The sequence below is a fragment of the Formosa bonchosmolovskayae genome, assembly GCF_051016085.1.
GTDB lineage: Bacteria > Bacteroidota > Bacteroidia > Flavobacteriales > Flavobacteriaceae > Formosa.
In genome coordinates this window covers 2,744,364-2,768,410 of sequence record NZ_CP174605.1, presented here as the reverse complement: position 1 = coordinate 2,768,410, position 24,047 = coordinate 2,744,364, and the positions used below count along the sequence as shown (strand labels likewise).

21 protein-coding genes and 1 riboswitch are annotated in these 24,047 nt (G+C 35.1%); of the genes, 10 read left to right on the top strand and 11 right to left on the bottom strand.

The window, feature by feature from the left end; genetic code table 11:
* Positions 1 to 30 precede the first annotated feature (30 nt).
* On the top strand, positions 31 to 1,143 hold the full coding sequence (locus ACKC83_RS11620) for a peptidylprolyl isomerase (RefSeq protein ID WP_414036925.1): 1,113 nt from the start codon (positions 31 to 33) through the stop codon (positions 1,141 to 1,143).
* Positions 1,144 to 1,208: 65 nt separating this feature from the next.
* Here the strand turns inward: ACKC83_RS11620 and ACKC83_RS11615 are convergent, their stop codons facing one another.
* The gene (locus ACKC83_RS11615; protein WP_414036926.1) at positions 1,209 to 2,669 is read right to left on the bottom strand and encodes an aminoacyl-histidine dipeptidase; all 1,461 of its coding nucleotides are present in this window, start codon (positions 2,667 to 2,669) and stop codon (positions 1,209 to 1,211) included.
* 75 nt (positions 2,670 to 2,744) lie between these two features.
* Between ACKC83_RS11615 and ACKC83_RS11610 the strand changes: the two genes are divergently transcribed.
* The gene (locus ACKC83_RS11610) at positions 2,745 to 3,818 is read left to right on the top strand and encodes a DUF3810 domain-containing protein (RefSeq protein WP_434035625.1); all 1,074 of its coding nucleotides are present in this window, start codon (positions 2,745 to 2,747) and stop codon (positions 3,816 to 3,818) included.
* Between the two features lie 67 nt (positions 3,819 to 3,885).
* Here ACKC83_RS11610 and ACKC83_RS11605 read toward each other — a convergent pair whose 3' ends face one another.
* Complete coding sequence (locus tag ACKC83_RS11605; RefSeq protein ID WP_434035624.1) at positions 3,886 to 4,689, bottom strand: DUF6503 family protein; 804 nt, start codon at positions 4,687 to 4,689, stop codon at positions 3,886 to 3,888.
* Positions 4,690 to 4,774: 85 nt separating this feature from the next.
* On the opposite strand from ACKC83_RS11605, the gene ACKC83_RS11600 reads away from it, so the two are divergent.
* Positions 4,775 to 5,569, top strand: coding sequence for a TrmH family RNA methyltransferase (locus ACKC83_RS11600; protein ID WP_434035623.1), 795 nt, complete (start codon positions 4,775 to 4,777; stop codon positions 5,567 to 5,569).
* A gap of 28 nt (positions 5,570 to 5,597) precedes the next feature.
* Positions 5,598 to 6,833, top strand: coding sequence for a M48 family metallopeptidase (locus tag ACKC83_RS11595; protein WP_434035622.1), 1,236 nt, complete (start codon positions 5,598 to 5,600; stop codon positions 6,831 to 6,833).
* Positions 6,834 to 6,844: 11 nt separating this feature from the next.
* Here ACKC83_RS11595 and cls read toward each other — a convergent pair whose 3' ends face one another.
* The 3 genes from cls to ACKC83_RS11580 are packed head-to-tail and all read right to left on the bottom strand — an operon-like array spanning position 6,845 to position 10,027.
* Positions 6,845 to 8,302: a cardiolipin synthase gene (cls, locus tag ACKC83_RS11590; protein WP_434035621.1), complete on the bottom strand. Its 1,458-nt coding sequence runs from the start codon at positions 8,300 to 8,302 to the stop codon at positions 6,845 to 6,847.
* A 3-nt stretch (positions 8,303 to 8,305) separates the two neighbouring features.
* A complete protein-coding gene (locus ACKC83_RS11585; RefSeq protein ID WP_434035620.1) occupies positions 8,306 to 9,550 on the bottom strand; it encodes a glycosyltransferase in 1,245 nt (414 codons plus the stop codon).
* 3 nt (positions 9,551 to 9,553) lie between these two features.
* Entirely contained in the window at positions 9,554 to 10,027 is a 474-nt protein-coding gene (locus tag ACKC83_RS11580; protein WP_434035619.1) for a heme-binding domain-containing protein, read from the bottom strand.
* Positions 10,028 to 10,063: 36 nt separating this feature from the next.
* Between ACKC83_RS11580 and ACKC83_RS11575 the strand changes: the two genes are divergently transcribed.
* The 3 genes from ACKC83_RS11575 (at position 10,064) to ACKC83_RS11565 (ending at position 12,318) form a co-directional block, all read left to right on the top strand.
* Positions 10,064 to 10,633, top strand: coding sequence for an adenylosuccinate lyase (locus ACKC83_RS11575; protein ID WP_434035618.1), 570 nt, complete (start codon positions 10,064 to 10,066; stop codon positions 10,631 to 10,633).
* Positions 10,634 to 10,744: 111 nt separating this feature from the next.
* Positions 10,745 to 12,088, top strand: a complete 1,344-nt coding sequence (gene purB / locus ACKC83_RS11570) for an adenylosuccinate lyase (RefSeq protein WP_434035617.1) — start codon at positions 10,745 to 10,747, stop codon at positions 12,086 to 12,088.
* A gap of 8 nt (positions 12,089 to 12,096) precedes the next feature.
* Positions 12,097 to 12,318 (top strand): hypothetical protein, encoded by a 222-nt coding sequence (locus ACKC83_RS11565; protein WP_434035616.1) that lies wholly within the window; start codon positions 12,097 to 12,099, stop codon positions 12,316 to 12,318.
* Positions 12,319 to 12,372: 54 nt separating this feature from the next.
* On the opposite strand, the gene rmuC is transcribed toward ACKC83_RS11565, so the two are convergent.
* From rmuC to ACKC83_RS11545, 4 genes are all read right to left on the bottom strand, one after another.
* Complete coding sequence (gene rmuC / locus ACKC83_RS11560) at positions 12,373 to 13,767, bottom strand: DNA recombination protein RmuC (RefSeq protein WP_434035615.1); 1,395 nt, start codon at positions 13,765 to 13,767, stop codon at positions 12,373 to 12,375.
* Between the two features lie 75 nt (positions 13,768 to 13,842).
* The gene (locus tag ACKC83_RS11555) at positions 13,843 to 14,637 is read right to left on the bottom strand and encodes an ABC transporter ATP-binding protein (RefSeq protein ID WP_414036938.1); all 795 of its coding nucleotides are present in this window, start codon (positions 14,635 to 14,637) and stop codon (positions 13,843 to 13,845) included.
* Between the two features lies 1 nt (position 14,638).
* Complete coding sequence (locus tag ACKC83_RS11550) at positions 14,639 to 15,667, bottom strand: FecCD family ABC transporter permease (protein ID WP_434035614.1); 1,029 nt, start codon at positions 15,665 to 15,667, stop codon at positions 14,639 to 14,641.
* On the bottom strand, positions 15,668 to 16,822 hold the full coding sequence (locus ACKC83_RS11545) for an ABC transporter substrate-binding protein (RefSeq protein ID WP_434035613.1): 1,155 nt from the start codon (positions 16,820 to 16,822) through the stop codon (positions 15,668 to 15,670).
* A gap of 204 nt (positions 16,823 to 17,026) precedes the next feature.
* Positions 17,027 to 17,241: riboswitch (cobalamin riboswitch) on the top strand.
* Between the two features lie 336 nt (positions 17,242 to 17,577).
* Here ACKC83_RS11545 and ACKC83_RS11540 point away from each other — a divergent pair.
* Positions 17,578 to 18,639, top strand: coding sequence for a DUF5074 domain-containing protein (locus tag ACKC83_RS11540; protein WP_434035612.1), 1,062 nt, complete (start codon positions 17,578 to 17,580; stop codon positions 18,637 to 18,639).
* A 158-nt stretch (positions 18,640 to 18,797) separates the two neighbouring features.
* The gene (locus tag ACKC83_RS11535) at positions 18,798 to 19,079 is read left to right on the top strand and encodes a pyrimidine/purine nucleoside phosphorylase (protein ID WP_414036942.1); all 282 of its coding nucleotides are present in this window, start codon (positions 18,798 to 18,800) and stop codon (positions 19,077 to 19,079) included.
* Positions 19,080 to 19,200: 121 nt separating this feature from the next.
* Here the strand turns inward: ACKC83_RS11535 and glyA are convergent, their stop codons facing one another.
* The gene (gene glyA / locus ACKC83_RS11530; RefSeq protein WP_414036943.1) at positions 19,201 to 20,475 is read right to left on the bottom strand and encodes a serine hydroxymethyltransferase; all 1,275 of its coding nucleotides are present in this window, start codon (positions 20,473 to 20,475) and stop codon (positions 19,201 to 19,203) included.
* Between the two features lie 109 nt (positions 20,476 to 20,584).
* Here glyA and fahA point away from each other — a divergent pair, with 109 nt between their 5' ends.
* Positions 20,585 to 21,874, top strand: coding sequence for a fumarylacetoacetase (fahA, locus tag ACKC83_RS11525; RefSeq protein WP_414036944.1), 1,290 nt, complete (start codon positions 20,585 to 20,587; stop codon positions 21,872 to 21,874).
* 60 nt (positions 21,875 to 21,934) lie between these two features.
* Here fahA and acs read toward each other — a convergent pair whose 3' ends face one another.
* Positions 21,935 to 23,842: an acetate--CoA ligase gene (acs, locus tag ACKC83_RS11520; RefSeq protein ID WP_434035611.1), complete on the bottom strand. Its 1,908-nt coding sequence runs from the start codon at positions 23,840 to 23,842 to the stop codon at positions 21,935 to 21,937.
* Positions 23,843 to 24,047: the final 205 nt, after the last annotated feature.

Here is a 24,047-nt window from a genome sequence, read left to right as displayed (position 1 = left end):
TTCCACACAATGACATTATTAAAACAATCAATGAAACTATTTTTGCTTGCCCTATTGGTAAGTTTTACTGCATGCGATACTAAATATCCAGATTTAGAAGACGGAATGTATGCCGAAATTAATACAAACAAAGGAACTATGGTTGCTAACCTTGAGTTCGAAAAAACACCCGTAACTGTAGCTAACTTCGTATCTCTTGCAGAAGGAACTAATACTAAAGTAGACAGTACTTACACAGGAAAAAGATATTACGACGGCCTTACTTTTCACCGTATCATCGATGGATTTATGATTCAAGGAGGTGATCCTACAGGAATGGGAAGTGGAGGTCCTGGTTACAGATTCGCAGACGAATTTAATGATAGTTTAAGACACAACAAACCAGGTATTTTATCTATGGCTAATGCTGGACCTGGCACGAATGGAAGTCAGTTTTTTATCACAGATGTTGCTACTCCTAATTTAGATAACAGACATACTGTTTTTGGTGAATTGGTTATAGGACAAGACGTTCAGGATTCTATTTCTAGTGTAGAAGTTGGCCCAGGCGACAAACCTGTAGAGGATGTAGTAATTAACTCTATAAACATTATTAGAAAAGGTTCTGCTGCTAAAAAATTTGATGCTAACGCTGTATTCTTAGAAAGTTTTAAAGAAATAGAACGTAAAAAAGAAGAAGCTTTAGCTAATTTAGAACGCGCAAAAGAAGACTTTATTAAAGAAAATGAAGCTTTAAAAGGTGAAGTAAAGAAATTAGAGACCGGTGTTGTTATGATTTATACCGAGCGTGGAGAAGGAAGTGTTACACCTACAAGTGCAGATCGTGTACTAATTAATTATGCGGGTTATTTTGAAAACGGTGAGTTATTTGATACGTCTATGGCAGAAATTGCTAAGAAATACAATAAATACCAAGAACAACGTGATGTACAAGGTGGATACAAACCATTTCCAATGATATATAACGAACGTGCTGGATTGGTTCCTGGTTTTAGAGAAGCTATGTTAAACATGAATTTAGGCGATAAAGCTCGCGTATTTATTCCGTCTTATTTAGCATATGGAGAAAGAGGTGCACCACCTGTTATTGCTCCAAACACAAACTTAATCTTCGATTTAGAAATTGTTGGTTTAGCTGAATAATATATCACTATAATACACACAAAAAAGCCGCTATAATTAGCGGCTTTTTCTATATATAATATATTCTATTTTTTAGGAATCTCCTTTAAAATTTCAAGAACAAAGTTCCAGTATTTCTGTACTGAAGAAATACTAGCGCGTTCGTCTGGAGAATGCGCCCCTTTAATTGTCGGTCCAAAACTAATCATTTCCATATCTGGATAATTAGAACCAATAATCCCGCACTCTAATCCTGCGTGACATGCGGCTACATGTGCTTTTTCACCGTACATTTTTTGGTAAGTGGTATCTAATACTTTTAAGATAGACGAATCCATATTTGGTGCCCATCCTGGATAATCTCCCGTACACTCCACTTCACATCCTGTTAATTCGAATGCAGAACGCAATGTGTTTGCTAAATCCCATTTAGAACTATCTACCGAAGAACGTGTTAAACAGCCTATTTTAATATGACCGTCTTTTACAAGCACTCGAGCAATATTATTAGACGTTTCTACCAATTCAGGAATATCAGCGCTCATACGGTATACCCCATTATGCGCGGCATATAAGGCTCTAGTTAAGCCTTCTTGCACACCTAAGTCCATAATAGTTTCAGGTAATTCTACAGCTTCAACAGTCACCTTTAAATCTGGTTCCATTGTTTTTAATTCCTCTTGAATTGTAGCACCTTGAAGTTTCATTTCTAATTCGAAAGCCTCTTGATGAATTGCATCTACAGCAACTATAGCTTTACTTTCTCTTGGTATTGCATTACGTAAACTTCCGCCATCAATTTCAGAAATACGTAATCCGAAGTTTTCAAATCCGTCAAATAATAAACGGTTTAAAATCTTATTCGAGTTTCCTAAGCCTTCATGAATTTGCATTCCTGAATGTCCACCTTGTAAACCATTAACAGTAATTTTGTATCCTAATTTAAATTCAGGAGTTTCTTCTTCTTCATACGTTCTCGTTGCCGTAACATCGATTCCTCCGGCACAACCTACACCAATTTCATCATCTTCTTCGGTATCTAAATTTAAAAGAATGTTTCCTTCCAAAACACCACCTTTTAAACCTTGTGCACCTGTCATTCCGGTTTCTTCGTCTATAGTAAATAAGGCTTCCAGCGGCGGATGTGCAATCTCGTTACTTTCTAGAATAGCCATAATTGTAGCCACTCCCAAACCATTATCGGCACCAAGCGTTGTTCCTTTTGCACGTACCCAATCGCCATCGACATACATGTCTATACCTTGTGTAGCAAAATCGAAAACCGTATCGTTATTTTTTTGGTGAACCATATCTAAATGCGATTGCATTACAATAGGCGCTCTATCTTCCATACCGGCAGTTGCTGGCTTTTTAATAATTACATTTCCAACTTCATCTTCAATAGTTTCCAATCCTAAAGACGACCCAAAATCTTTCATAAAGGCAATAACTTGCTCTTCTTTTTTCGAGGCTCTTGGCACAGCATTTAAATCTGCAAATTTGTTCCAAAGGGCTTTTGGTTCTAGTGCTCTTATTTCTGAATTCATAATTTCGTTTTATAATGTTTCACAAAGGTACGTATTAGCATTAAGCAATTACAAACATTTGCCTATTTTTGAGGCATGCTTAAAAACCCAAAAACATATCTAGCATTTTCGTTGCTTCCCGTATACTTTCTAGTAAAATTCTTATCGAATTACCCAGAAATTATAGAACATTATTATAGTAATGGGATATACCCTATAATCTCTAAAGCACTGCGTTATGGCTTAGGCTGGATTCCGTTTTCGTTTGGCGATTTGGTGTATGCTTTCGGTATTATATATATCGTAAGGTGGCTGATTGTAAATAGAAAAGGTTTCTTTAGAAATACACAAGAATGGCTTATCGATATTTTATCGGCAGTAACCCTATTATACTTTGCCTTTCATTTGTTCTGGGGCATGAATTATTACCGATTACCTTTACATAAAAATTTAAATCTAGAGGCCGATTATACCACAGAACAACTCGTTTCCGTTACTCGAAAATTAATAAAAACAACCAATGCCCTACAGTTCGAAATTACTAAAAACGACACGATAAAAGTTGAAATGCCTTATAGTAAATCGGAAATATTTAAACGTTCAGAATCCGGATATAAGAATCTTGAAGAGCAGTATCCGCATCTTGCTTATCAGCCCCGAAGCATCAAAAAGTCCCTGTTTAGTGTACCGTTAACCTATATGGGGTTTAGTGGTTATTTAAATCCGCTGACTAATGAGGCACAAGTCGATTACTTAATTCCCTCTTATAAATTTCCAACTACATCGGCTCACGAAATGGCGCATCAATTAGGTTATGCCGCCGAAAACGAAGCTAATTTTATTGGGTGCTTAGCTACAATAAATAATGATGATATTTACATGAAATACTCCGGATATGCATTTGGACTGCGCCATTGTTTAAACGAAATTTACCGTCGCGACCCCGCACAATACGAGACCTTAGTGGAAACTCTACATCAAGGAATTTTAAAGAATTACGACGAAACACGCACCTTTTGGGAAAGCTATCAGAATCCGTTAGAGCCCATTTTTAAAATGACTTACAACTCGTATTTAGAAGCCAATAACCAGCAAGGCGGTATGGAAAGTTATAGTTATGTCGTGGCCCTTTTGGTGAATTATTTAAACGACAAACCCACACAAAACTAAAAAATGTTAACAAAGCGCACTCTTGCACTCTGTTAACATTTTAAATTAATATATAAGTAATTTTAAATTACTCTATTATTTTAGCACCTTCAGGAGCTTCATAAAACGAGTTATCTTGTTTGTCTTTAGAAATTGTCACATCAGAAAATTCAACCTCATTTCTTACTTCTACAGGTTTTCCATCTACCACTTTATACCATTGTATCGCTTTTGGTAATTTCACACCATTAACATCTTGCCAATTTCCGTATTTAATATAGCTGAATTTTTTACTTTTCTCTTTAGCAAAAAACGTCATGGTATAAGCTAACCAAGTCATTTCATTGGTTTTGGCATCGTAATAAATTATATATTCATCGTCTGGCGACTCACCTACTCCTGCACCATAAGAAATTTTAATTCCTGGATATTCAACACCTTCAAAACGTAACGGTTCTGCATCAGTGTAAGTAATCCCATCATCCGATAATACAAAAGGCATCGCATAAAAATAGAACATTAAATTATAATAAAACTTAGGTTTTCCTTTGTAAACTGTGGTATCTTTAGAATGTAACCACACATCTTTCCCATTAAAACCTAAATTGTGGTTTGCCATTTCAATATGCGCTTTTCTACTTTTCAAATCGGTAGTTGTAACCTCTGCCCCATCTGGCTTTTGCATCGTAAATGCTAAAGTTTGCATTGCATTCCAAGTCTCTAAACCACCGTGCGCTTCAAAAACCTTAGAGATGTGCTCTGGATAGTTTTTAGATGCCGTGTCTTGAGTAACGACCTCTTCTGACGTTGCCTGTTCTGTGATTTTCTTTTCGGTAGATTGCTTACAAGATGCGAAAGCAACAATTAGTAAAAGTAGTAAAGTGTTTTTCATAGTATTTTATAATGATTTACGGTCTTTGACGAATTCAAAAGGTATTAATTACATCTAAAACATTTACTTTTGTTTTTTTTAGTTTATGAAAGATATTACAAGCACTCAAAATAGTTACATCAAACAGTTGGTTCAGTTAAAAGACAAGTCTCGAGACCGCAAAAAATCGGGAACATTTTTAATTGAAGGTCAACGTGAAATTTCCCTCGCTTTAAAGGGACAGTATACCATAGATACGCTTTTATACTGCAATGATTATATTGACAATATTCAAATTGAAACGTTAACATCGGCCGCTACCGAAATTATTCAAGTCTCTAAAGATGTGTACCAAAAATTGGCCTATCGCGATACTACCGAAGGCGTTATAGCCATAGCTCAATCTAAAACATTATACTTATCCGACTTGACTTTCGATAAACCTAATCCTTTAATTTTAATTGCTGAAGCTCCAGAAAAACCAGGAAATATTGGTGCGTTATTAAGAACTGCCGATGCCGCGAATGTGGATGCTTTTATTATAGCGAATCCTAAAACGGACTTATACAATCCAAACATTATCCGTTCCAGCGTGGGTTGCGTGTTTACTAATCAGGTCGCTTCAGGAAGTACAGCAGATATTATTTCGTTTTTAAAATCTAAAAACATTAATATTTTTTGTGCGGCATTACAAGCTTCAAAACCTTATCACACTCAAGACTATACCACAGCAACAGCTTTGGTGGTTGGTACCGAAGCTACAGGTTTAAGCGAAGCGTGGAGACATCAGGCCACACAAAATATTATTATTCCAATGCAAGGCGAAATCGATTCTATGAACGTTTCTGTAGCCGCAGGAATTTTAGTTTTCGAAGCTAAACGTCAGCGTCAATTCGCTTAATTTTTCAGTTAAATTCCCTTTTTAATTTATGACTTCTACGAGCTTATTTTATATTATAATTGCCATAATTATTATCGATTTTATAGTCGATAAGGTTTTGGATGCCTTAAATGCTAAACATTTTAACGATGCATTACCTACTGAGCTACAAGACGTTTATGATGAGGAAGCATATAAAAAATCGCAACGCTATAAGGCAACAAATTATAAATTTGGTTTAATAACATCTACCTTTTCTATTGTTTTAACCTTAGTCTTTTTAGCACTAGATGGCTTTGAGTTTGTAGATAATATTGCCAGAAGTTTTAGTGATAATCCAATTATTATAGCCATTATTTTCTTTGGAATAATAATGATGGGAAGCGATATCTTAACGACGCCTTTTAATTACTATCAGACTTTTGTTATTGAAGAACAATTCGGATTTAACAAAACCACGAAGACCACGTTTATTATAGATAAGATAAAAGGTTGGTTTATGCTTGCCATAATTGGAGGTGGAATTTTGGCCCTTATTATCTGGTTTTACGATATAGCAGGCGAACAGTTTTGGCTTTATGCTTGGGCCTTAATTGCTGTATTTAGCCTATTAATGAATATGTTTTATGCCAAATTAATTGTACCTCTTTTTAATAAACAAGTGCCTTTAGAAGATGGTAGTTTACGAGATAAAATTTCTAATTATGCCAATACAGTAGGATTTAAACTAGATAATATTTTTGTTATAGATGGCTCTAAGCGTAGCACAAAAGCCAATGCGTATTTCTCTGGATTTGGAAGCGAAAAACGTGTGACACTTTACGATACATTAATAAATGATTTAACCGAAAACGAAATTGTTGCTGTACTCGCTCACGAAGTTGGGCATTATAAAAAGAAGCATATTATTTTTAATCTTGTGGCTTCTATTTTACTTACAGGCGTAACTCTTTTTGTGTTATCGCAATTCATTTCAAACCCGTTATTATCTCATGCTATTGGTGTTGAGATTCCTAGTTTCCACGTGGGATTAATCGCCTTCGGATTGCTTTACAGTCCGATAAGTGAGTTAACCAGTCTGGTAATGAACATCTTCTCGCGAAAATTTGAATATCAAGCCGACGATTACGCTAAAAACACTTATAATGCTAACGACTTGATAGTGTCACTTAAGAAATTATCTAAAACCAGTTTGAGCAATTTAACGCCACATCCGGCTTATGTGTTTATGCATTACTCGCATCCTACCCTATTTAGTAGGATTCAAAATTTAAAGCGGAAATAGCTCTGTATAATTTACAATAGCGGCGATAACAAACGTGCGATTTTTTCTGACAGTTCATGGTACCAGGCACGTTCCTTCCAGCGTTCTAAATCAATTTCGGACGCATGATTTAAATCATCGTAAAAGGCATCTTTAAGTTGTTTATTTATATCACGATCGTAAACAATAGCGTTCACTTCGAAATTTAAATCGAAACTACGCATATCCAAATTTGCCGAACCTACAATAGCTATTTCATTATCTATAGCCATGGTTTTTGCATGAATAAACCCTTTAGTATAGCGATATATTTGAACTCCAGACTCAAGCAATTCTGTATAATAAGAACTCGCTGCCGCATTTACGATTCTAGAGTCTGAGCTTCGCGGCACTAAAAGTTTTACGTTAACGCCACTCATTGCTGCAATGCATAAGGCATCCATTATACTTTCGTTAGGCACAAAATACGGAGTCGTTATTAAAATTTCCTCTTCGGCGAGATTAATAGCTTGCAACAACGAATATAAAATGGTTGGTGTTTCAGAATCCGGTCCGCTAGCCGCTATTTGAATAGCTACATTAGACTTGGTCTTGAAAGAATCTAACTCAGGAAACAAATTGCCTTCTGGCTCAATCTCGCAATTCGCACAGAAATTCCAATCGCACAAAAACAGATATTGCAAATACCAAACTGCTGGACCTTGAATCTTTAAATGCGTGTCTCGCCAATAGGTAGTAGATTCTGTATTTATGTCGTTTATATAACTATCGCTAACGTTTATCCCGCCTACAAAACCAACACGACCATCGATTACAATAATTTTACGGTGGTTGCGGTAGTTCATTCTATTGGCTAAATAGATCAATTTTATTTTATAAAACGGATACGCCTCTACGCCCGCCGCTCTCAATCTTAATACCAAACTCTTACGAATAGAACTGCTACCATAATCGTCGTACATAAATTTGACTTGGACACCTTCTTTTGCTTTTTTAATTAAAAGTGCTTCTATTTTTTTTCCCACGACATCGTCTGTGAAAATATAATACTCGAAATGAATATGATGCTTGGCCGCTTCAATAGCCTTATACACTTCTGGGAACTTCTGTTCGCCATTAATTAATAAGTCAACTTCATTCTTATTGGTTAACGGACTCGAAATTTCTTTAAACAATAAGCGGACTAACTTTTTATTTGAGGCGAATAATTCCTTCTTGTTTCTAATAATTTTATTCGCATAATCCTGCAATTGAATTTCTAAGCGGTTTTCTAACTTAATATTATTAAAGAGTTTTTTACTGTAAATTTTCCGTGTTCTATAGTTCATTCCAAATGAAAAATAGAAGATAATTCCGAACACAGGAACAAAGATTACCAACAGTAAATACGACAAGGTTTTAGAAATGTGATTGGTATCGTAAATCACACGCAAGCACACCAAAGGCACAATAATTCCATAGGTGATTTTTAAAATTAGAGTCCAATCCATAAATTAAGTAGTACTAGTGTGTTTGTTTTTTTCTTCAATCCATCGCGACATAAACTTTGTACTTTGCATGCTATGGTGTTGTAATAACGTACCTGTAAAATTATGTAAACGATGAGATTTTAAATGCGTTTGAAGATATACTATATATGCTAAAAACTGTTGTTGAAAGTACGACTTATTAAATCGCGAATTAAAACTTTTAAATCCGTGGTCTTGTTTTTTAGTCCACAACGTTTTATTTGTGTAAAGCTCAGTGGTTTTCGCAACAAATTCCTCGACATCATCGGCTATAAAACCATTGGGTTCTTGTGCGCCAAACATTCCTTCTGCCGCGATAGAAGACATCGCACAAGGCGTTCCGTTTATCATCGCATCTACCAATTTCCCTTTTAATCCAGCTCCAAAGACTAATGGTGCCATACAAATTTTGGCATGTTTCATCACTTCATTCACATCGTCTGCAAAACCTTTTATATAAAATCGATCTTTAGGTTGATGCAACTGGTTTACTTTTTGAGACGCATAAGCGCCATAAACATGTATTTCTGCTTTTGGAAGTTGCTTTTTTATAAGTGGCCAAAGGGTTTGTTTTAAATACAACACCGATTGATAATTGGGTTCGTGTAGAAAATTTCCGATCGTAACAACATGTTCACGATCTAGAAAATCGGGTAAACTCTTCTGCTCTATTTCCGAGATGGAATCGCACATAAACGGTATATACAGCAGTAAGTTTTTTGGCACCTTAAATTTTTGAGTCAAAATATCTATTTCAACTTCAGAAATCATAAGGCTTACATCGCACCTATAAATGCTAGCAATTTCACGCTTCGCAAATTCATTAAACAAGTAATCGTCGTTAAATGTAGCTTTATCTTTATACGCCTGTTGTCTTCCTTTACGTAAACAGTGTAAATCTTCGGTATCTAGAATTTTCAACGCATCCGGACAATGTTCGGTTACACGCCAACCAAACTGTTCTTCCATTAAAAAACGATCGAAAAGCACAATATTGGGTTGCAATTCATTTAAAAACACATCGAAACTAGAGTTGTTTAAAGCAATGGTTTCTTCCCTAATTCCCAGCACTTTTAAATCTGCTCCTCGCTCACTTTTACTACTTGGACTCGCGAAAGTGATTTGAAAATTTTGGGACTGAAAGGCTTCAATGAGTTGCATCATTCTGCTTCCTGCGGCAGACGATTTTGGCTCTGGCCATACAAAACCAATAATTAATACGTTTGTCATAGGTTATTGTGGCTTCGGTAACAAAGTCAGTTTAATTCGAACATGTTCTGCCCATTCTTTAATACTCGCAATATCTGCTTCCGATAATTTAGCTTCGGAATGTGCTAAAGTATAAGACTCTAATGGCATCTCTTTAGCTTCAACCATTTCAATTAACTCTTCAATTTTATGATCTTTTTTCTTAATCGAATAACTATTCCATTTACTTACATTAAAATGTTTTTTTCCATCGTTAACATGTTCTGCCAACCAATAATTCACTGGTGTTATATGACTATACCATGGGTATCTAGTATAATCGCTATGGCAATCGTAACAAGATTCTTTTAAAATAACCCTAACAGGTTCTGGAGGATTTGTCTCTTCAAGAAAGGGTTCTATAGATGTTAAATCTCCTGTATTTTGTTCTGGTTTAAAAAACTGAGCAATTACAAACACCACTAAAATTAGCAGTAATATTTTCTTAAGACCTTTCATTTATTTAAATTTAGTAATTAAAAATATAACAAATAAGTGACTACCGCACAACTTTACGAACAATTAAATGATGTGGATCACTCTCGTGAAAAGCGAGTGCAATACACCCAACTTATTTTAGATAACCCGTCATTAATTGATAATTTACTAGACATCTTATTCATGGTAGACGATAGATTATCCTGTCGTGCTGGGTGGGTTTTAGAATTTGCCTGTAAAAAAAACCTAATCCTCGTGTTCCCTTATATAGATAAATTTACCTCTAAAATACATCTTGTGCATTTAGATTCTGCCGTTCGTCCTGTGGCAAAAATATGCGAATATTTGGCGGAAAAAATTAATATCTCGGAAAATAGTACTTTAAATTTCTTGTTTTCAAAGCAACATAAAGAACGTATCATTTCGGTATGTTTTGATTATATGATTACGAACGAAAAAGTAGCGACAAAAGCGTATGCTATGTCCACTTTATATGCGTTGGGAAAGGAGTTTCCATGGATTCATCCCGAGTTAGCCGTTATTTTAGAACGTGACTATCTTAGTCAAAGCGCTGCTTATAAAGCTAGAGCCCGCAAAATTTTAAAACAAATTAATGGCAAAAAATAAGATATTCAAACTCTTAACATTTCTATGAAATATTTAACGAAATCCTTTTATAATATCTCCTAAAAAAGGCAAGGAATACGTATATTTGCGCTTTAAAAAAATTAACTACACATGTCAATATCAACACTTAATGCTATCTCGCCTATAGATGGTCGTTATAGAAGCAAAACAAGTTCTTTAGCTCCTTATTTTTCTGAAGAAGCTTTAATAAAATATAGAGTTCAGGTAGAAATTGAATATTTTATAGCGCTTTGCGAAATTCCGTTACCACAACTTAAAGATTTCAACACAAATCTTTATGGGGATTTACGTGAGATTTACAAATCATTTTCAACTGAAGATGCTTTAGTAATTAAGAAAATTGAAAGTGTTACAAATCACGATGTTAAAGCTGTTGAATATTTTATTAAAGAAAAATTCGATGCTTTAAATATTTCTGAATTTAAAGAATTTATCCACTTCGGATTAACTTCTCAAGACATAAACAATACGGCGGTTCCGTTAAGTATTAAAGAAGCTTTATTAGAGGTTTATTTACCAAAATTTAAAGTACTTAAAGACAAATTGCAGGATTTAGCTCAAGAATGGAGCGATGTTCCTATGTTGGCTAGAACACATGGTCAGCCAGCGTCTCCTACACGTTTAGGAAAAGAAATAGACGTTTTTGTAGTCCGTTTAAGCGAACAATTTAAATTACTAGAAACGGTTCCTCATGCTGCAAAATTTGGTGGTGCAACAGGAAACTACAATGCCCATAATGTGGCTTACAAAAATATTGACTGGAAAGCATTCGGAAGTAAATTTGTACAAGATACTTTAGGATTACACCATTCCTTCCCAACCACACAAATTGAACATTACGACCATATGGCTGCGTTGTTCGATAACTTAAAACGTATCAATAACATTCTTATCGATTTAGATCGCGATGTGTGGACTTACGTTTCTATGGATTATTTTAAACAGCGTATTAAAGCTGGTGAAGTTGGAAGTTCTGCCATGCCGCATAAAGTAAACCCTATAGATTTTGAAAACAGTGAAGGGAACTTAGGTATTGCAAATGCTCTTTTTGAATATTTATCTTCTAAATTACCGGTGTCAAGATTACAACGTGATTTAACAGACAGTACAGTTTTAAGAAATATTGGTGTCCCTTTTGGCCATACATTAATTGGTTTTGAATCGACTTTAAAAGGGCTAAACAAATTACTTATTAATAAAGATAAATTTGCTCAAGATTTAGAAAACAATTGGCCAGTAGTTGCTGAAGCAATTCAGACCATTTTACGTCGCGAAGCCTATCCTAATCCTTATGAAGCTTTAAAAGGATTAACACGTACAAATGAAAAAATAAACCAATTGTCTATTTCAAATTTTATTGATACCTTAGAAGTATCTTCTGAAATTAAAGAAGAATTAAAGGCTATTACTCCTAGTAATTATACAGGGATTTAAAAATTAATATGTTTTCAGATAAAACTTCGTTTACATTAGCGATTGCTGTTTCTTTAGGATTTATAATATCTGGGATACTAGATATATTAGATAATATTGTTGTAATTGCGCTAATATCGGTAGCATTTATTCTGGTTGTAGCTAATTTATTTACTGGTGGTAAAGCGCCAATTAAGGATTATGAAAAGAAAGATTCAACCAAAGAAAACATGAATATTGATTCGGATTAATTTTTAACCGTCTCATACATAATATACAAAAGCAGCTGTTTACAGCTGCTTTTTTTATTCTTCTTCGTCTCCTAAAGCACGTTTTAAAACAGACTCCGGTAAACTCTTTTTAGATGTGGCTCCCATTTTCTTTAACTTCTGAACTCTAGAGATTAAGTTTCCACGACCATCAAATAATTTATTCATGGCCAAAGCATAGTCTTTTTTAGCATCGTCTAGTTTCTTACCAACACCCGTTAGGTCTTTTAGTAAGCCATCAAACTTATCGTATAAAGCACCAGCCTGATTGGCAATTTCTTTTGCATTACGTTGCTGTTTTTCGTTATTCCACATGGTATCAACTGTACGCAGTGTCGCCAATAAAGTCGCCGGTGTTACGATAACAATGTTTTTTTCGAAAGCTCGATTATACAAAGAATTATCGTCGTTAATAGCTACGGCAAACGCGGGTTCTATCGGAATAAAAAGCAGTACGAAATCTGGAGATTCCATATCGTATAAATCTTGATAGTTTTTAGCAGAAAGCTGATCGACATGTCGACGTATAGAATTAACGTGTGCTTTTAAATATAAAGCCCGATCGGTATCTTCCTCGGCATTTACTAAACGTTCGTAATCGGTTAAAGATACTTTACTATCTATAATCATGCGCTTATTATCCGGTAAATGCAAAACCACATCAGGTAAAACTCTAGTGCCATCGGGACGCGTAAAATGTTGCTGTACAAAATACTCTCTATCTTTTTCTAACCCCGACTTTTCGAGTACGCGTTCCAAGACCAGTTCTCCCCAGTTTCCTTGCATTTTGCTGTCACCTTTTAAAGCTCGGGTTAAGTTGGTAGCTTCTTTTGTCATTTGAACATTCAGATCTTTAAGCCCCAATAATTGTTCTTTTAAAGCAGAATGCATACCTATACTTTCCTTCTGAGATTCTTCTACACGTTTTTCAAAACCTTGAATTTTTTCGTGCAACGGATTTAAAATTTGTTTTAAATTTTCTTTATTCTGAAGGGTAAATTTTTCGGACTTCTCCTCTAGAATTTTACTCGCCATCAGTTCAAAATCCTTGCGAAGCTGCTCTTGTTGCTTTATAACATCTTTTTCACGCTGTAAATTTTGTTGCCTTAGGTTTTCAAATTCGGAATTTCTACGGGTTAATTCTGTATTTAAAAACTCTTTTTCCCTGCGGATGTCTTCTCGATCGTTTTCAATTTTTAAAATGTTTTTCTGAAGTGTCTCCAACTGAACTTTAAAGGCGTCCTCCTGCTTCTGGTTTTGAGATATTGTATCTTTTTTATATTCAGAAAACTGCTGCATTAGTTGCGCATAGCGTTCTTCTATCCTACTATATTCACCTTTATTTTTTAAGTTAGACAGTGTAAACCCGATAACCATTCCTACGAGAGCAGAAACGCCTATTGATGCCAATAGTATAAGTGTATCGTTCATGAAATTTGTTTGAAAGGACTCAAATATAGTCGTTTTTAGTCGAAGGAAAAGAATGCAAATGCTAAGATTTTACACTTATTTATTCACACGAAAGCTTCCTGTAGAGGCGTCAAACTGAATTAAATCATCGGGAAATAAAGTACTAAACACGCCTTGCTGAATTAAATTACATGGTGAATCGGACACCACGCGCTCTGGAGTCATTACAATTAAAGTATCGCAAAGTTGAATGGCCAAATCGATTTCGTGAGACGAAAACAAAATGGTTTTCCCTGTTTCTTTAGCCAATTTCTGAAGTAATTTAAGGATATAGGCTTTGTGATACATATCTAAATGCGTAGTTGGCTCATCTAAAATAATTAAATCTGTATCTTGAGCTAGCGCACGAGCAATCATGACCTTTTGAAGTTGGCCATCGCTTAATTCAAAACATTTTTTATCCTTTAAAGATTCAATATTGGTAAGTTTTAAAGCGTGATTTACTTGCTCTAAATCTTTACCAGATAAAGTCCCAATCCAATTGGTATACGGCTGTCGCCCTAATGCAACCAACTCGAACACCGACAAGTTTTTAGAGGTTAATTTTTCGGTAAACACTATACTTAATACTTGCGCCAACTCTAAAGCATCATAAGTTGTAACTGCTTTATTATTTATAAAAACCTGTCCGCTTAACGCTGGTTGTGTATTGGTAAGCGTACGTAACATGGTCGATTTTCCGATACCATTTCCTCCTACTAAACCAATCAATTCTCCTGTTCTTAGCGCAATATTAATATCTTTAGAAACCACATGCACGTTCTTTTTAGCACGGTAACCAATAGAAATGTTTTCAGTTTTTAAAACGATATGTGTGCGTGTATCTTTCATCTTAAAACATCAAGTTTCGTTTTCTTACTAATAACCATATCACGATAGGTGCTCCAACTAAAGAGGTAATGGCGTTAATAGGCAACGTGTAATCACTATTAGGAATCTGTGCAATGGTATCGCAAATCAGCATAATAACACCGCCAAACAAGAGCACTGCAGGTAACAAGATTTTATGATTAGAGGTGTTAAATACTAGCCGTGTTAAATGCGGAATCGCGAGTCCGATAAAGGCAATAGGACCAGCAAAAGCCGTAATGGTTCCTGCTAGTAAACTTGTCGCTACTATAATAAACAAGCGACTTTGTTTAATATTAAGACCTAAACTTTTGGCATAATTATCGCCTAATAATAATGTATTTAATGCCTTTATAGATGCTAAACTCAGAACTAAACCAACGCCATAAATGAGTGCAAAAACACCCAATTCTACCCACGATAAATTTCCTAAACTACCAAAGCCCCAAAACACGTAGCGTTGTAGTTGTTCGGCCGAACTAAAATAAGACAACACACCTACAATAGCTCCGGTTATACTTGCAAACATAAGTCCGATAATTAAAATCGCCATGGTATCTCGTACTCTAGACGATACAATTAACACAGATAAAAGCACTAAAAAACTGCCTAAACTGGCCGCTATAACAACGCTCCATTTTGAAGTAAGTAAAACGGCAAAAGCGCCACCAAAAAGTCCTGAACCTAAAATTACTAAAGCGACACCTAAGCTCGCTCCAGAACTTATTCCTAGCACAAATGGTCCCGCTAAAGGATTTCTAAATAAGGTTTGCATTAAGAGTCCTGAAACGCCTAATCCCGAACCGACTAAAATGGCTGTAATGGCTTTTGGTAATCTGTAATTTTGAATGATATAGCTCCAAGATTCATTTGTAGCTGTTCCAAGAACACTATCAAACACAGCATGTAACGGAATAGAAACCGAGCCCAAACTTATATTAATAAAAAAACAACAAACTAGTAGTGCAATAAGCACTATAAAAGCAGTTGAATATGTCTGTTGATTTGGCAATTAATTTAGTTTTTTAAAGAAGAACAACTCATGATCTTGAAGTAATTCTGGGTGGCAAATTTTAATTAAATCTTTAAGCACCAAATCCGGCCTAGCTTGGCCCAATTCGTAATACAATACACCGCCCGTTTCGCCTTTGGTATTAGACATAGAATAAACGTTTTGTTTCTTAAAAGCATCGAATTTAGTGTAATGAATATTCGCTTTTTCCAATTCTTGTAAACTTCCATAAATAGATGGATTAATCCAAATCTTTCCCATTTTAGCCTTGTTAAAAACGGTTTCGAAATTTAAAGCTAAGCTTCCCGAACCTTGTGTGTTTTTCCACAGGTAATTTGCATTTGCATCCTTTAAAAGCTGTGCTTCCGAGCTTGTTCCATTTGGCATATACCAAACATCTTTATACATGGCTCCACTAAATACACTCGGTCTATTTTCTACATTTTGGGCCAGGGTTTTGGCCATAACATATTCCGTTTCAATGGTATTATAAACAGATTCTGCTTTGTCTTCCTTATTAAAAAGCACCCCAAAAAGTTTAATCCATTCGGCTTTTGCCAGCGGTGTTTCTTCCACCCAATCGCCATTATAAATCACCGGAATATTAGCCTTTTTAACCGTTTCCATAGAGGCATTATTTCCATCGACTCCAAAAGCAATCACCACCTCTGGACGTAATTCTAAGAGTACTTCTGTATTTACACCCTCATTTTTACCAAGTTCGCGAACGGCCTTATTATCTATTCGTGTTCTTATCTTTTCTGAAGACACATATTGTGTTCCCGGAAAGCCGACTAGCTTTTCATCTTCTTCCAACAACTCTAAACCAGGTAAATGCGTTGTCGAAGTGACTACTATACGTTCTATAGGAATAGAAATTATAGATTCGAAATCGTCTGCATTTAAATCTGCTTTATCCTTCAGATTTTTGTCGATCAAAGCAAATTTATAACTCTTATCGGCTTTGGGCCACGGACTGTAAATTTCTAAAACTTTATAGTTTTTATACGATTTAACCGAAAAGCCTTTAGCATGTTTCAAGACTAAATCTATACTTTGCTCTGGTACGTCTTTAACCGCCTTAGCGTCGTTTTTACAACCGAAAGCGCATACCAAAAGTATAATAACCAAAAATTTTAACTGTAAAGGTTTCATTTTATTGAAATTTGAAAAGTGAATTACACTAGCTAAAAATGGACAAATGCACACCTAATTTTAATATAAAATACACCTCAAATGTAAGCATATAAATTTCAGACGAAATACATATTTTTAATTTTTTAGCTGAAAATGTCTCAGTAATTTTCAAACTATGCGACAAAAAAACAGGTTTTATATTATAGTAGAAATAAAAACATTAGTTTTGCCACGAATTTTGGTTCATATTATTATTAAATAATGGATTAAAAGGGAATTGAGTGTAAACCTCAAACTGTTCCCGCAACTGTAATCTTAGTTTTGCTTTGCAAAATGCTTGTTAATACAACTTCAAAACACCACTGATTTTAATTTAAAATTGGGAAGGTAATTAACAAGACGAAAGTCAGGAGACCTGCCAAATTCAGCTAAACTAATTGACTTTCGGGTAAAGAGTCTTAAAATATATGGAAGAAAAACTAATACTTTATTTTTTATTATTTGCATGTGTTCTCACACCTTTTTTGGTTTTGAATCACTTAAATCAGAAACGTGGTAATCTCCATTTTTTTATTTATTGGCAAATAAACGCATCTTATAACACCCCTATTTATTCTAAATTATATCGATTAGGCGTGCAATCTATTCCGCCCCTTTATAAACGGCGTCTGAAGGGTGAATAACGCTATTTTCAATCAATTAAAATTTAGATTTAAAACCATCAAAACAGTATAAAAAAATTACTTAAACCTTAATATATAATTAATTAAACTATGAAAAAGATAAACAAATTTTTAGTACTTGCCTTAGCAAGCACGGCCTTTTTAAGTTCATGTAGTACTGACGACGACGATGGAACTCCAAATATCCCTCAAGGCGATTACGAAAATGGATATTTTGTACTAAATGAAGGTCAATTTGGTGTTGAAGGTACTTCTGGAATTACTTTTATTGGAGAAGACGGAACTAAATCGGACAATGTATATACTACTGTAAATCCTGTAGCTCCTGAAATTGGTGGGGCATTACAAAGCATATTTTTAGACGATGATAATGCTTACATTATATCAGGTACATCAAATCAAGTAACCGTTGTAGACCGTTATACTTTCGAATATAAAACGACTATAGACACCGATTTTAGTGCCCCTAGATATGGTGCGATTGCTAATGGAAAAGCTTACGTTACCAATTCTAATGGATGGGACGATGGTTCAGACGATTTTGTAACTGTTATCGATTTAACAGATTACTCTACTTCAACATTTGCAATGAGAAATGCTGAACATGTTATTGAAGAAGATGATATGATCTATTTTGCTAATGGATATTTTGGAGACGGGAATCGTATTACCGTTTTAAATCCAAATACAAATGAAACTATAGAGATAGATTTAGGTGATGGAAATTCCCCTAATTCTATCGTTGAAGAAGATGATAATCTTTATGTATTGACTACTAATTTTGCTGGTACTCCAAATATTTTTGAGATAAGTACAGCTTCAAATACAATTACGAATACTATTGATTTATCAGGTGTGGTTACAAGTCCTAAGCAATTAACTATGGAAGATGATACCTTGTATTTTACAGACGCAACATCTGTGTACAAACTTGATATTAATGGAACAACACCATCTAGAGTTTTAGAATATACATCGACCTCTCTGTATGGTCCAATGTATGGTTTTGCAGTAGAAGATGATAAAATTTACATTGCAGATGCTGGCGATTTTGCTTCTGCAGGCACAACTTACGAATATTCATTATCAGGATCTTTATTAGAAACATTTAGCGTTGGTGTAGCTCCAAACGGATTTTATTTCAACGATTAATACCCCAAATACTTCACTAACCCATAAGAATCGTCTAGAAAGTAATTTTTAGGCGATTTTTTATTTCTGTTATACTCGGGATTTTTAGGGTTTATCTATACTTACTTGGCCTTTATAAAGCATTGTTATACTTTTAGCATTCACTTAAACCAAATATTATGATATCGAGCAACACCTATTTTGAAGGCAATGTAAAATCTTTAGGCTACCAATCGGCAACCGGAGCATCGACTTTAGGCGTTATGGAAGCAGGAACTTACGAATTTGCAACCGACAAACATGAAACCATGAATGTTATTGAAGGTACAATGACTGTATTATTACCTGGATCTAGTAGCTGGGAAACGTATAAAGCGGGAGAAGCTTATCAGATAGAAGCTAATAAAACGTTTCAAGTTAAAGTGTCTGAGCAAACGTCTTATTTATGTCAGTATAAATAATAGCATACATCCTTATTACATACCACTACGTTTCTATTTTCAGACCATGAAAAATGCGTAAAAAACAAAAGGCTGTCTAATCAAATTAGACAGCCTTTTTTATATGTAAAATGTATACCTATTAAAATACAAATAATGGTCTATCGGCCATAAGTGCATTTACTTTAGTCCCAACAGCAGCTAAAACAGCTTCGTCTTCTAAGTTCATAATCACTTCGTCAACCAAGTCTACAATAGTTTGCATATCGCTTTCTTTTAATCCACGTGTAGTTACAGCGGCCGCTCCAATACGAATACCAGAGGTTACAAATGGCGATTTATCATCGAAAGGGACCATGTTTTTATTTACAGTAATATCTGCTTTTACCAATGCTTCTTCTGCTTGTTTACCAGACACATCTTTATTTCTTAAATCGATAAGCATCATATGGTTATCTGTTCCTCCAGAAATAATATTATACCCTTTTGCTACAAAAGCATCTGCCATAGCCGAAGCATTTTTCTTAACTTGTAACATATAAGTAAGGTAATTATCTGTAAGGGCTTCACCAAAAGCAATCGCTTTCGCCGCAATAATATGCTCTAATGGTCCACCTTGGTTTCCTGGGAATACAGCAGAATCGAATAAAGAAGACATTTTTCTTTTGTTTCCATTTTTAAGTGTAATTCCGAAAGGATTATCGAAATCTTCTCCCATCATAATCATTCCTCCTCTTGGTCCTCTTAACGTTTTATGCGTTGTAGTTGTAACCACGTGACAATGAGGAATTGGATCGTTTAAGATTCCTTTTGCTATTAAACCTGCAGGATGAGAAATATCGGCCATTAAAATAGCACCAACACTATCTGCAATAACACGGAATTGTTTAAAATCGATATCACGTGAATATGCAGAAGCTCCAGCAATTATTAATTTTGGTTGCTCTTTAGTAGCAACTTCTTGAATCTTATCGTAATTTAAAACTCCTGTTTCTTGGTCTACACCATAAAAAGAAGGATTATATAATTTTCCAGAGAAATTTACTGGAGAACCATGCGTTAAATGTCCACCGTGAGATAAATCGAAACCTAAAATTTTATCACCAGGTTTTAAGCATGCTGCAAAAACAGCAGTATTTGCCTGACTTCCAGAGTGTGGTTGCACATTTACATAGGCCGCTCCAAAAAGTGCTTTTGCGCGATCGATCGCAATTTGCTCTACTTCATCTACCACCTCGCAACCGCCATAGTAGCGTTTACCAGGATAACCCTCAGCATATTTATTTGTTAAAACAGATCCTGCAGCTTCCATTACTTGGTCGCTTACAAAGTTTTCTGAAGCAATTAACTCTAAACCATGTAGTTGGCGTTGTTTTTCTGCTTCTATTAATTCAAAAATTTGTTCGTCGCGTTGCATAATTTTATTTATCGTTAAAAATTAGTCAAAAATAACAAATAGATTAGTTAAATACACCAAAAAACATATATTTGAATATAATTTATTAAACAAACAACAAAACAACGTTATGCAAATATCAGCCAACAATCCAGGTCGTAAGACATGGCTACATGTCGACAAGAATTCGGATTTCCCTATACAGAACATTCCTTTCGGTGTATTTCTTACTCGAGACGATATCATTACTATAGGAACGCGTATTGGAGATACAGCAATCGATCTTGGTGCACTACATCAATTGGGTTACTTTAGCGACATTCCATTAACAGATGATATTTTTCTTCAAGACACTTTAAACGATTTTATTGCCGACGGTAGAAAAACATGGCGTGCGGTACGTAATAAAATTGCTGATATTTTTGATATTGATAATGATATTTTAAAAAATAACAAAAAACATAAGGAAGTTGTATTGTTTCGTTTAGATGAAATTGAAATGCAATTGCCTATAGAAATTGGAGATTACACCGATTTCTATTCTAATATTGAGCATGCTACTAATCTTGGAACCATGTTTAGAGGTCCAGAAGAACCTTTACTTCCTAACTGGTTACATATACCAATAGGTTATCACGGTAGAAGTTCGTCTATAATCCCTTCTGGAATTCCAATTCATAGACCGCAAGGACAAACCTTACCTCAAGGTGCAAAAGATCCCGTGTTTGGTCCGTCTGAACGTATAGATTTTGAACTAGAATTAGCGTTTATCACAACTGATGCTAACGATTTAGGGGAACCAATTCCTGTAAATGAAGCTGAAGAATATATTTTTGGATTAGTCCTTTTTAACGATTGGAGCGCTAGAGATATCCAAAGTTGGGAATACGCACCGTTAGGTCCGTTTTTATCGAAAAACTTTGCCTCTTCCATGTCGCCTTGGATAGTTACTTTAGATGCCTTAGAGCCGTATAGAGTTCAAGGTCCGAAACCTATTAAAGCGCAAATGCCTTACTTACAAACTAAAGGTAAGAAAAGCTTCGATATCAATTTAGAGGTTGCTATTCAACCCAAAAAAGCGAAAGAAACTGTTGTTTGTCGTTCAAATTTCAAACATATGTATTGGAATATGTCACAACAACTTGCTCACCATACCATTAATGGTTGTCCTGTAAACTCAGGAGATTTAATGGGAAGTGGTACCATTTCTGGTCCAACACCAGAATCTTTAGGTTCGATGCTTGAATTAACAGTTAAAGGCACAAAACCTATTACTTTAAAAGATGGAACAGAGCGTAATTTTATAAATGATTACGATACAGTTGTTATGAGAGGATATTGTGAAAACGATGGTACTCGAATTGGTTTTGGAGAAGTTAAAACCGAATTACTTCCTGTATTTATACCGAAGAAAAAATAACATATAAAAAAAATCCCGATGAAACATCGGGATTTTTTTTTGCTTTATACATTTCGACACTTATAAACTTTTATCTATAATATCTTGAACACATTCTGGATTTAACAACGTACTTGTATCTCCTAAATTACTAATATCTTTTCCTGCGATTTTTCTTAAAATACGACGCATAATTTTACCTGACCTAGTTTTTGGTAAGCCTTCTGTAAACTGAATTTTATCTAATTTAGCAATTGGTCCAATACGGTCTGTAATTAACTGATTGATCTCATTTCTTAAGTTGTTCTGATCTCTAGACTCTCCAGTTTCTTTTAAAGTAACATAGCCATAAAGTGCGTTTCCTTTAACATCGTGAGGGAATCCAACTATGGCAGATTCTGCAACTGCTGGATGTTCGTTAACCGCATCTTCAATAGGTGCTGTTCCTAAGTTATGTCCAGAAACAATAATCACATCGTCTACACGACCTGTAATTCTATAATATCCAACTTCGTCTCGCAATGCGCCATCTCCGGTAAAGTACATATTGTCGTAAGCCGAGAAATACGTATCCTTATACCGTTCATGATTGCCCCAAATGGTTCGTGCTATTGCTGGCCAAGGAAACTTAATACACAAGCGTCCATCGACCTGATTTCCTTTAATAATCTCTCCATTTTCATCCATCAATGCTGGTTGAATTCCTGGAAAAGGTAATGTGGCATATGTAGGTTTAGTAGGTGTTACAAACGGAATTGGAGTAATCATAATACCTCCGGTTTCAGTTTGCCACCAGGTATCGACAATCGGACTCTTATGCTTTCCAATATTATCGTTATACCAGTGCCAAGCTTCTTCATTTATAGGTTCTCCAACAGATCCTAAAACTTTTAAAGACGATAAATCTCTATCGTTAACAAATGAAATATTTTGTTTTGCCAAGGCGCGAATAGCCGTTGGCGCAGTATAAAACTGATTGACTTTATGTTTTTCTACAATTTCCCAAAAACGTCCGAAATCTGGATACTGAGGAACACCTTCAAACATTACTGTAGTAGCACCATTTGCTAAAGGCCCATACACAATATAACTATGCCCGGTAATCCAACCAATATCGGCAGTACACCAATAAACGTCGCCGTCTTGGTATTGAAATACATTTTTAAACGTATATGCTGTATACACCATATATCCTCCTGTGGTATGCACCATTCCTTTTGGTTTCCCTGTAGATCCAGAAGTATATAAAATAAATAACGGATCTTCCGCATTCATAATTTCTGGTTCACAATTAGGAGATGCTTTATCTAACAAGGGTTGCAACCAAACGTCGCGACCTTCCTTCATAGTGATATCCGAACCGATTCCATTTACAACCAACACATCTTTTACAGACGGACAAGACTCTAAGCCCTCGTCTACAATTCCTTTTAAATCGATGCTTTTAGCACCACGGTAAGACCCATCGGCTGTGATTACCATTTTACATTCACTATCATTTATTCTAGATGATAACGCTTTAGATGAAAACCCTGCAAATACCACTGAGTGAATTGCTCCTATTCTCGCACAGGCTAATAAAGAAATCGCTAATTCTGGAATCATGGGTAAATACACACAAACGCGATCTCCCCTTTTAATCCCCTTATCTTTCATTACGTTTGCCATTTGGCATACGCGATCGTGAAGTTGTTGATAGGAAATATGCTCAGCCTCATCTTCAGGATTATTAGGTTCGAAAATAATGGCTGTTTTATCACCTTTAGTTCGAAGATGACGGTCGATACAATTTTCAGTAATATTTAATTGAGCACCCTCAAACCATTTAATTTCAGGCTTTTTAAAATCCCAAGTCAGCACTTTATCCCAGCGTTTACGCCACATAAAGTGTTCCTCTGCTACTTCTTCCCAAAAATTTTCGGGTTCGCGAACCGATTTTCTATATACTTGATAATATTCTTCTAAATGTTTTATGTGATAATTGCTCATTAAATACTCTGGTTTTTAAAAGTTAATTTGATGTCGTGATAACACACTTCTAAAATATAAAAATTTAACGCAATATGTAAACTTTTTCTACGGATTACTTAGAATTAACTCCTGATTGTTAAAATATTCCTATTAACACTATTATTTATGCGACAATACTCTTGCGGTTTCACTCATTTTAAGGCATCAATTTTCGACCGTTTTA

What these genes read in the sequence shown, in the direction of transcription:
- ACKC83_RS11620 (WP_414036925.1), top strand. Translation starts at nt 31, where the DNA reads ATGAAACTATTTTTGCTTGCCCTATTGGTAAGTTTTACTGCATGCGAT.
- ACKC83_RS11615 (WP_414036926.1), bottom strand. Translation starts at nt 2,669, where the DNA reads ATGAATTCAGAAATAAGAGCACTAGAACCAAAAGCCCTTTGGAACAAA.
- ACKC83_RS11610 (WP_434035625.1), top strand. Translation starts at nt 2,745, where the DNA reads ATGCTTAAAAACCCAAAAACATATCTAGCATTTTCGTTGCTTCCCGTA.
- ACKC83_RS11605 (WP_434035624.1), bottom strand. Translation starts at nt 4,689, where the DNA reads ATGAAAAACACTTTACTACTTTTACTAATTGTTGCTTTCGCATCTTGT.
- ACKC83_RS11600 (WP_434035623.1), top strand. Translation starts at nt 4,775, where the DNA reads ATGAAAGATATTACAAGCACTCAAAATAGTTACATCAAACAGTTGGTT.
- ACKC83_RS11595 (WP_434035622.1), top strand. Translation starts at nt 5,598, where the DNA reads ATGACTTCTACGAGCTTATTTTATATTATAATTGCCATAATTATTATC.
- cls (WP_434035621.1), bottom strand. Translation starts at nt 8,302, where the DNA reads ATGGATTGGACTCTAATTTTAAAAATCACCTATGGAATTATTGTGCCT.
- ACKC83_RS11585 (WP_434035620.1), bottom strand. Translation starts at nt 9,550, where the DNA reads ATGACAAACGTATTAATTATTGGTTTTGTATGGCCAGAGCCAAAATCG.
- ACKC83_RS11580 (WP_434035619.1), bottom strand. Translation starts at nt 10,027, where the DNA reads ATGAAAGGTCTTAAGAAAATATTACTGCTAATTTTAGTGGTGTTTGTA.
- purB (WP_434035617.1), top strand. Translation starts at nt 10,745, where the DNA reads ATGTCAATATCAACACTTAATGCTATCTCGCCTATAGATGGTCGTTAT.
- ACKC83_RS11565 (WP_434035616.1), top strand. Translation starts at nt 12,097, where the DNA reads ATGTTTTCAGATAAAACTTCGTTTACATTAGCGATTGCTGTTTCTTTA.
- rmuC (WP_434035615.1), bottom strand. Translation starts at nt 13,767, where the DNA reads ATGAACGATACACTTATACTATTGGCATCAATAGGCGTTTCTGCTCTC.
- ACKC83_RS11555 (WP_414036938.1), bottom strand. Translation starts at nt 14,637, where the DNA reads ATGAAAGATACACGCACACATATCGTTTTAAAAACTGAAAACATTTCT.
- ACKC83_RS11545 (WP_434035613.1), bottom strand. Translation starts at nt 16,822, where the DNA reads ATGAAACCTTTACAGTTAAAATTTTTGGTTATTATACTTTTGGTATGC.
- ACKC83_RS11540 (WP_434035612.1), top strand. Translation starts at nt 17,578, where the DNA reads ATGAAAAAGATAAACAAATTTTTAGTACTTGCCTTAGCAAGCACGGCC.
- ACKC83_RS11535 (WP_414036942.1), top strand. Translation starts at nt 18,798, where the DNA reads ATGATATCGAGCAACACCTATTTTGAAGGCAATGTAAAATCTTTAGGC.
- glyA (WP_414036943.1), bottom strand. Translation starts at nt 20,475, where the DNA reads ATGCAACGCGACGAACAAATTTTTGAATTAATAGAAGCAGAAAAACAA.
- fahA (WP_414036944.1), top strand. Translation starts at nt 20,585, where the DNA reads ATGCAAATATCAGCCAACAATCCAGGTCGTAAGACATGGCTACATGTC.
- acs (WP_434035611.1), bottom strand. Translation starts at nt 23,842, where the DNA reads ATGAGCAATTATCACATAAAACATTTAGAAGAATATTATCAAGTATAT.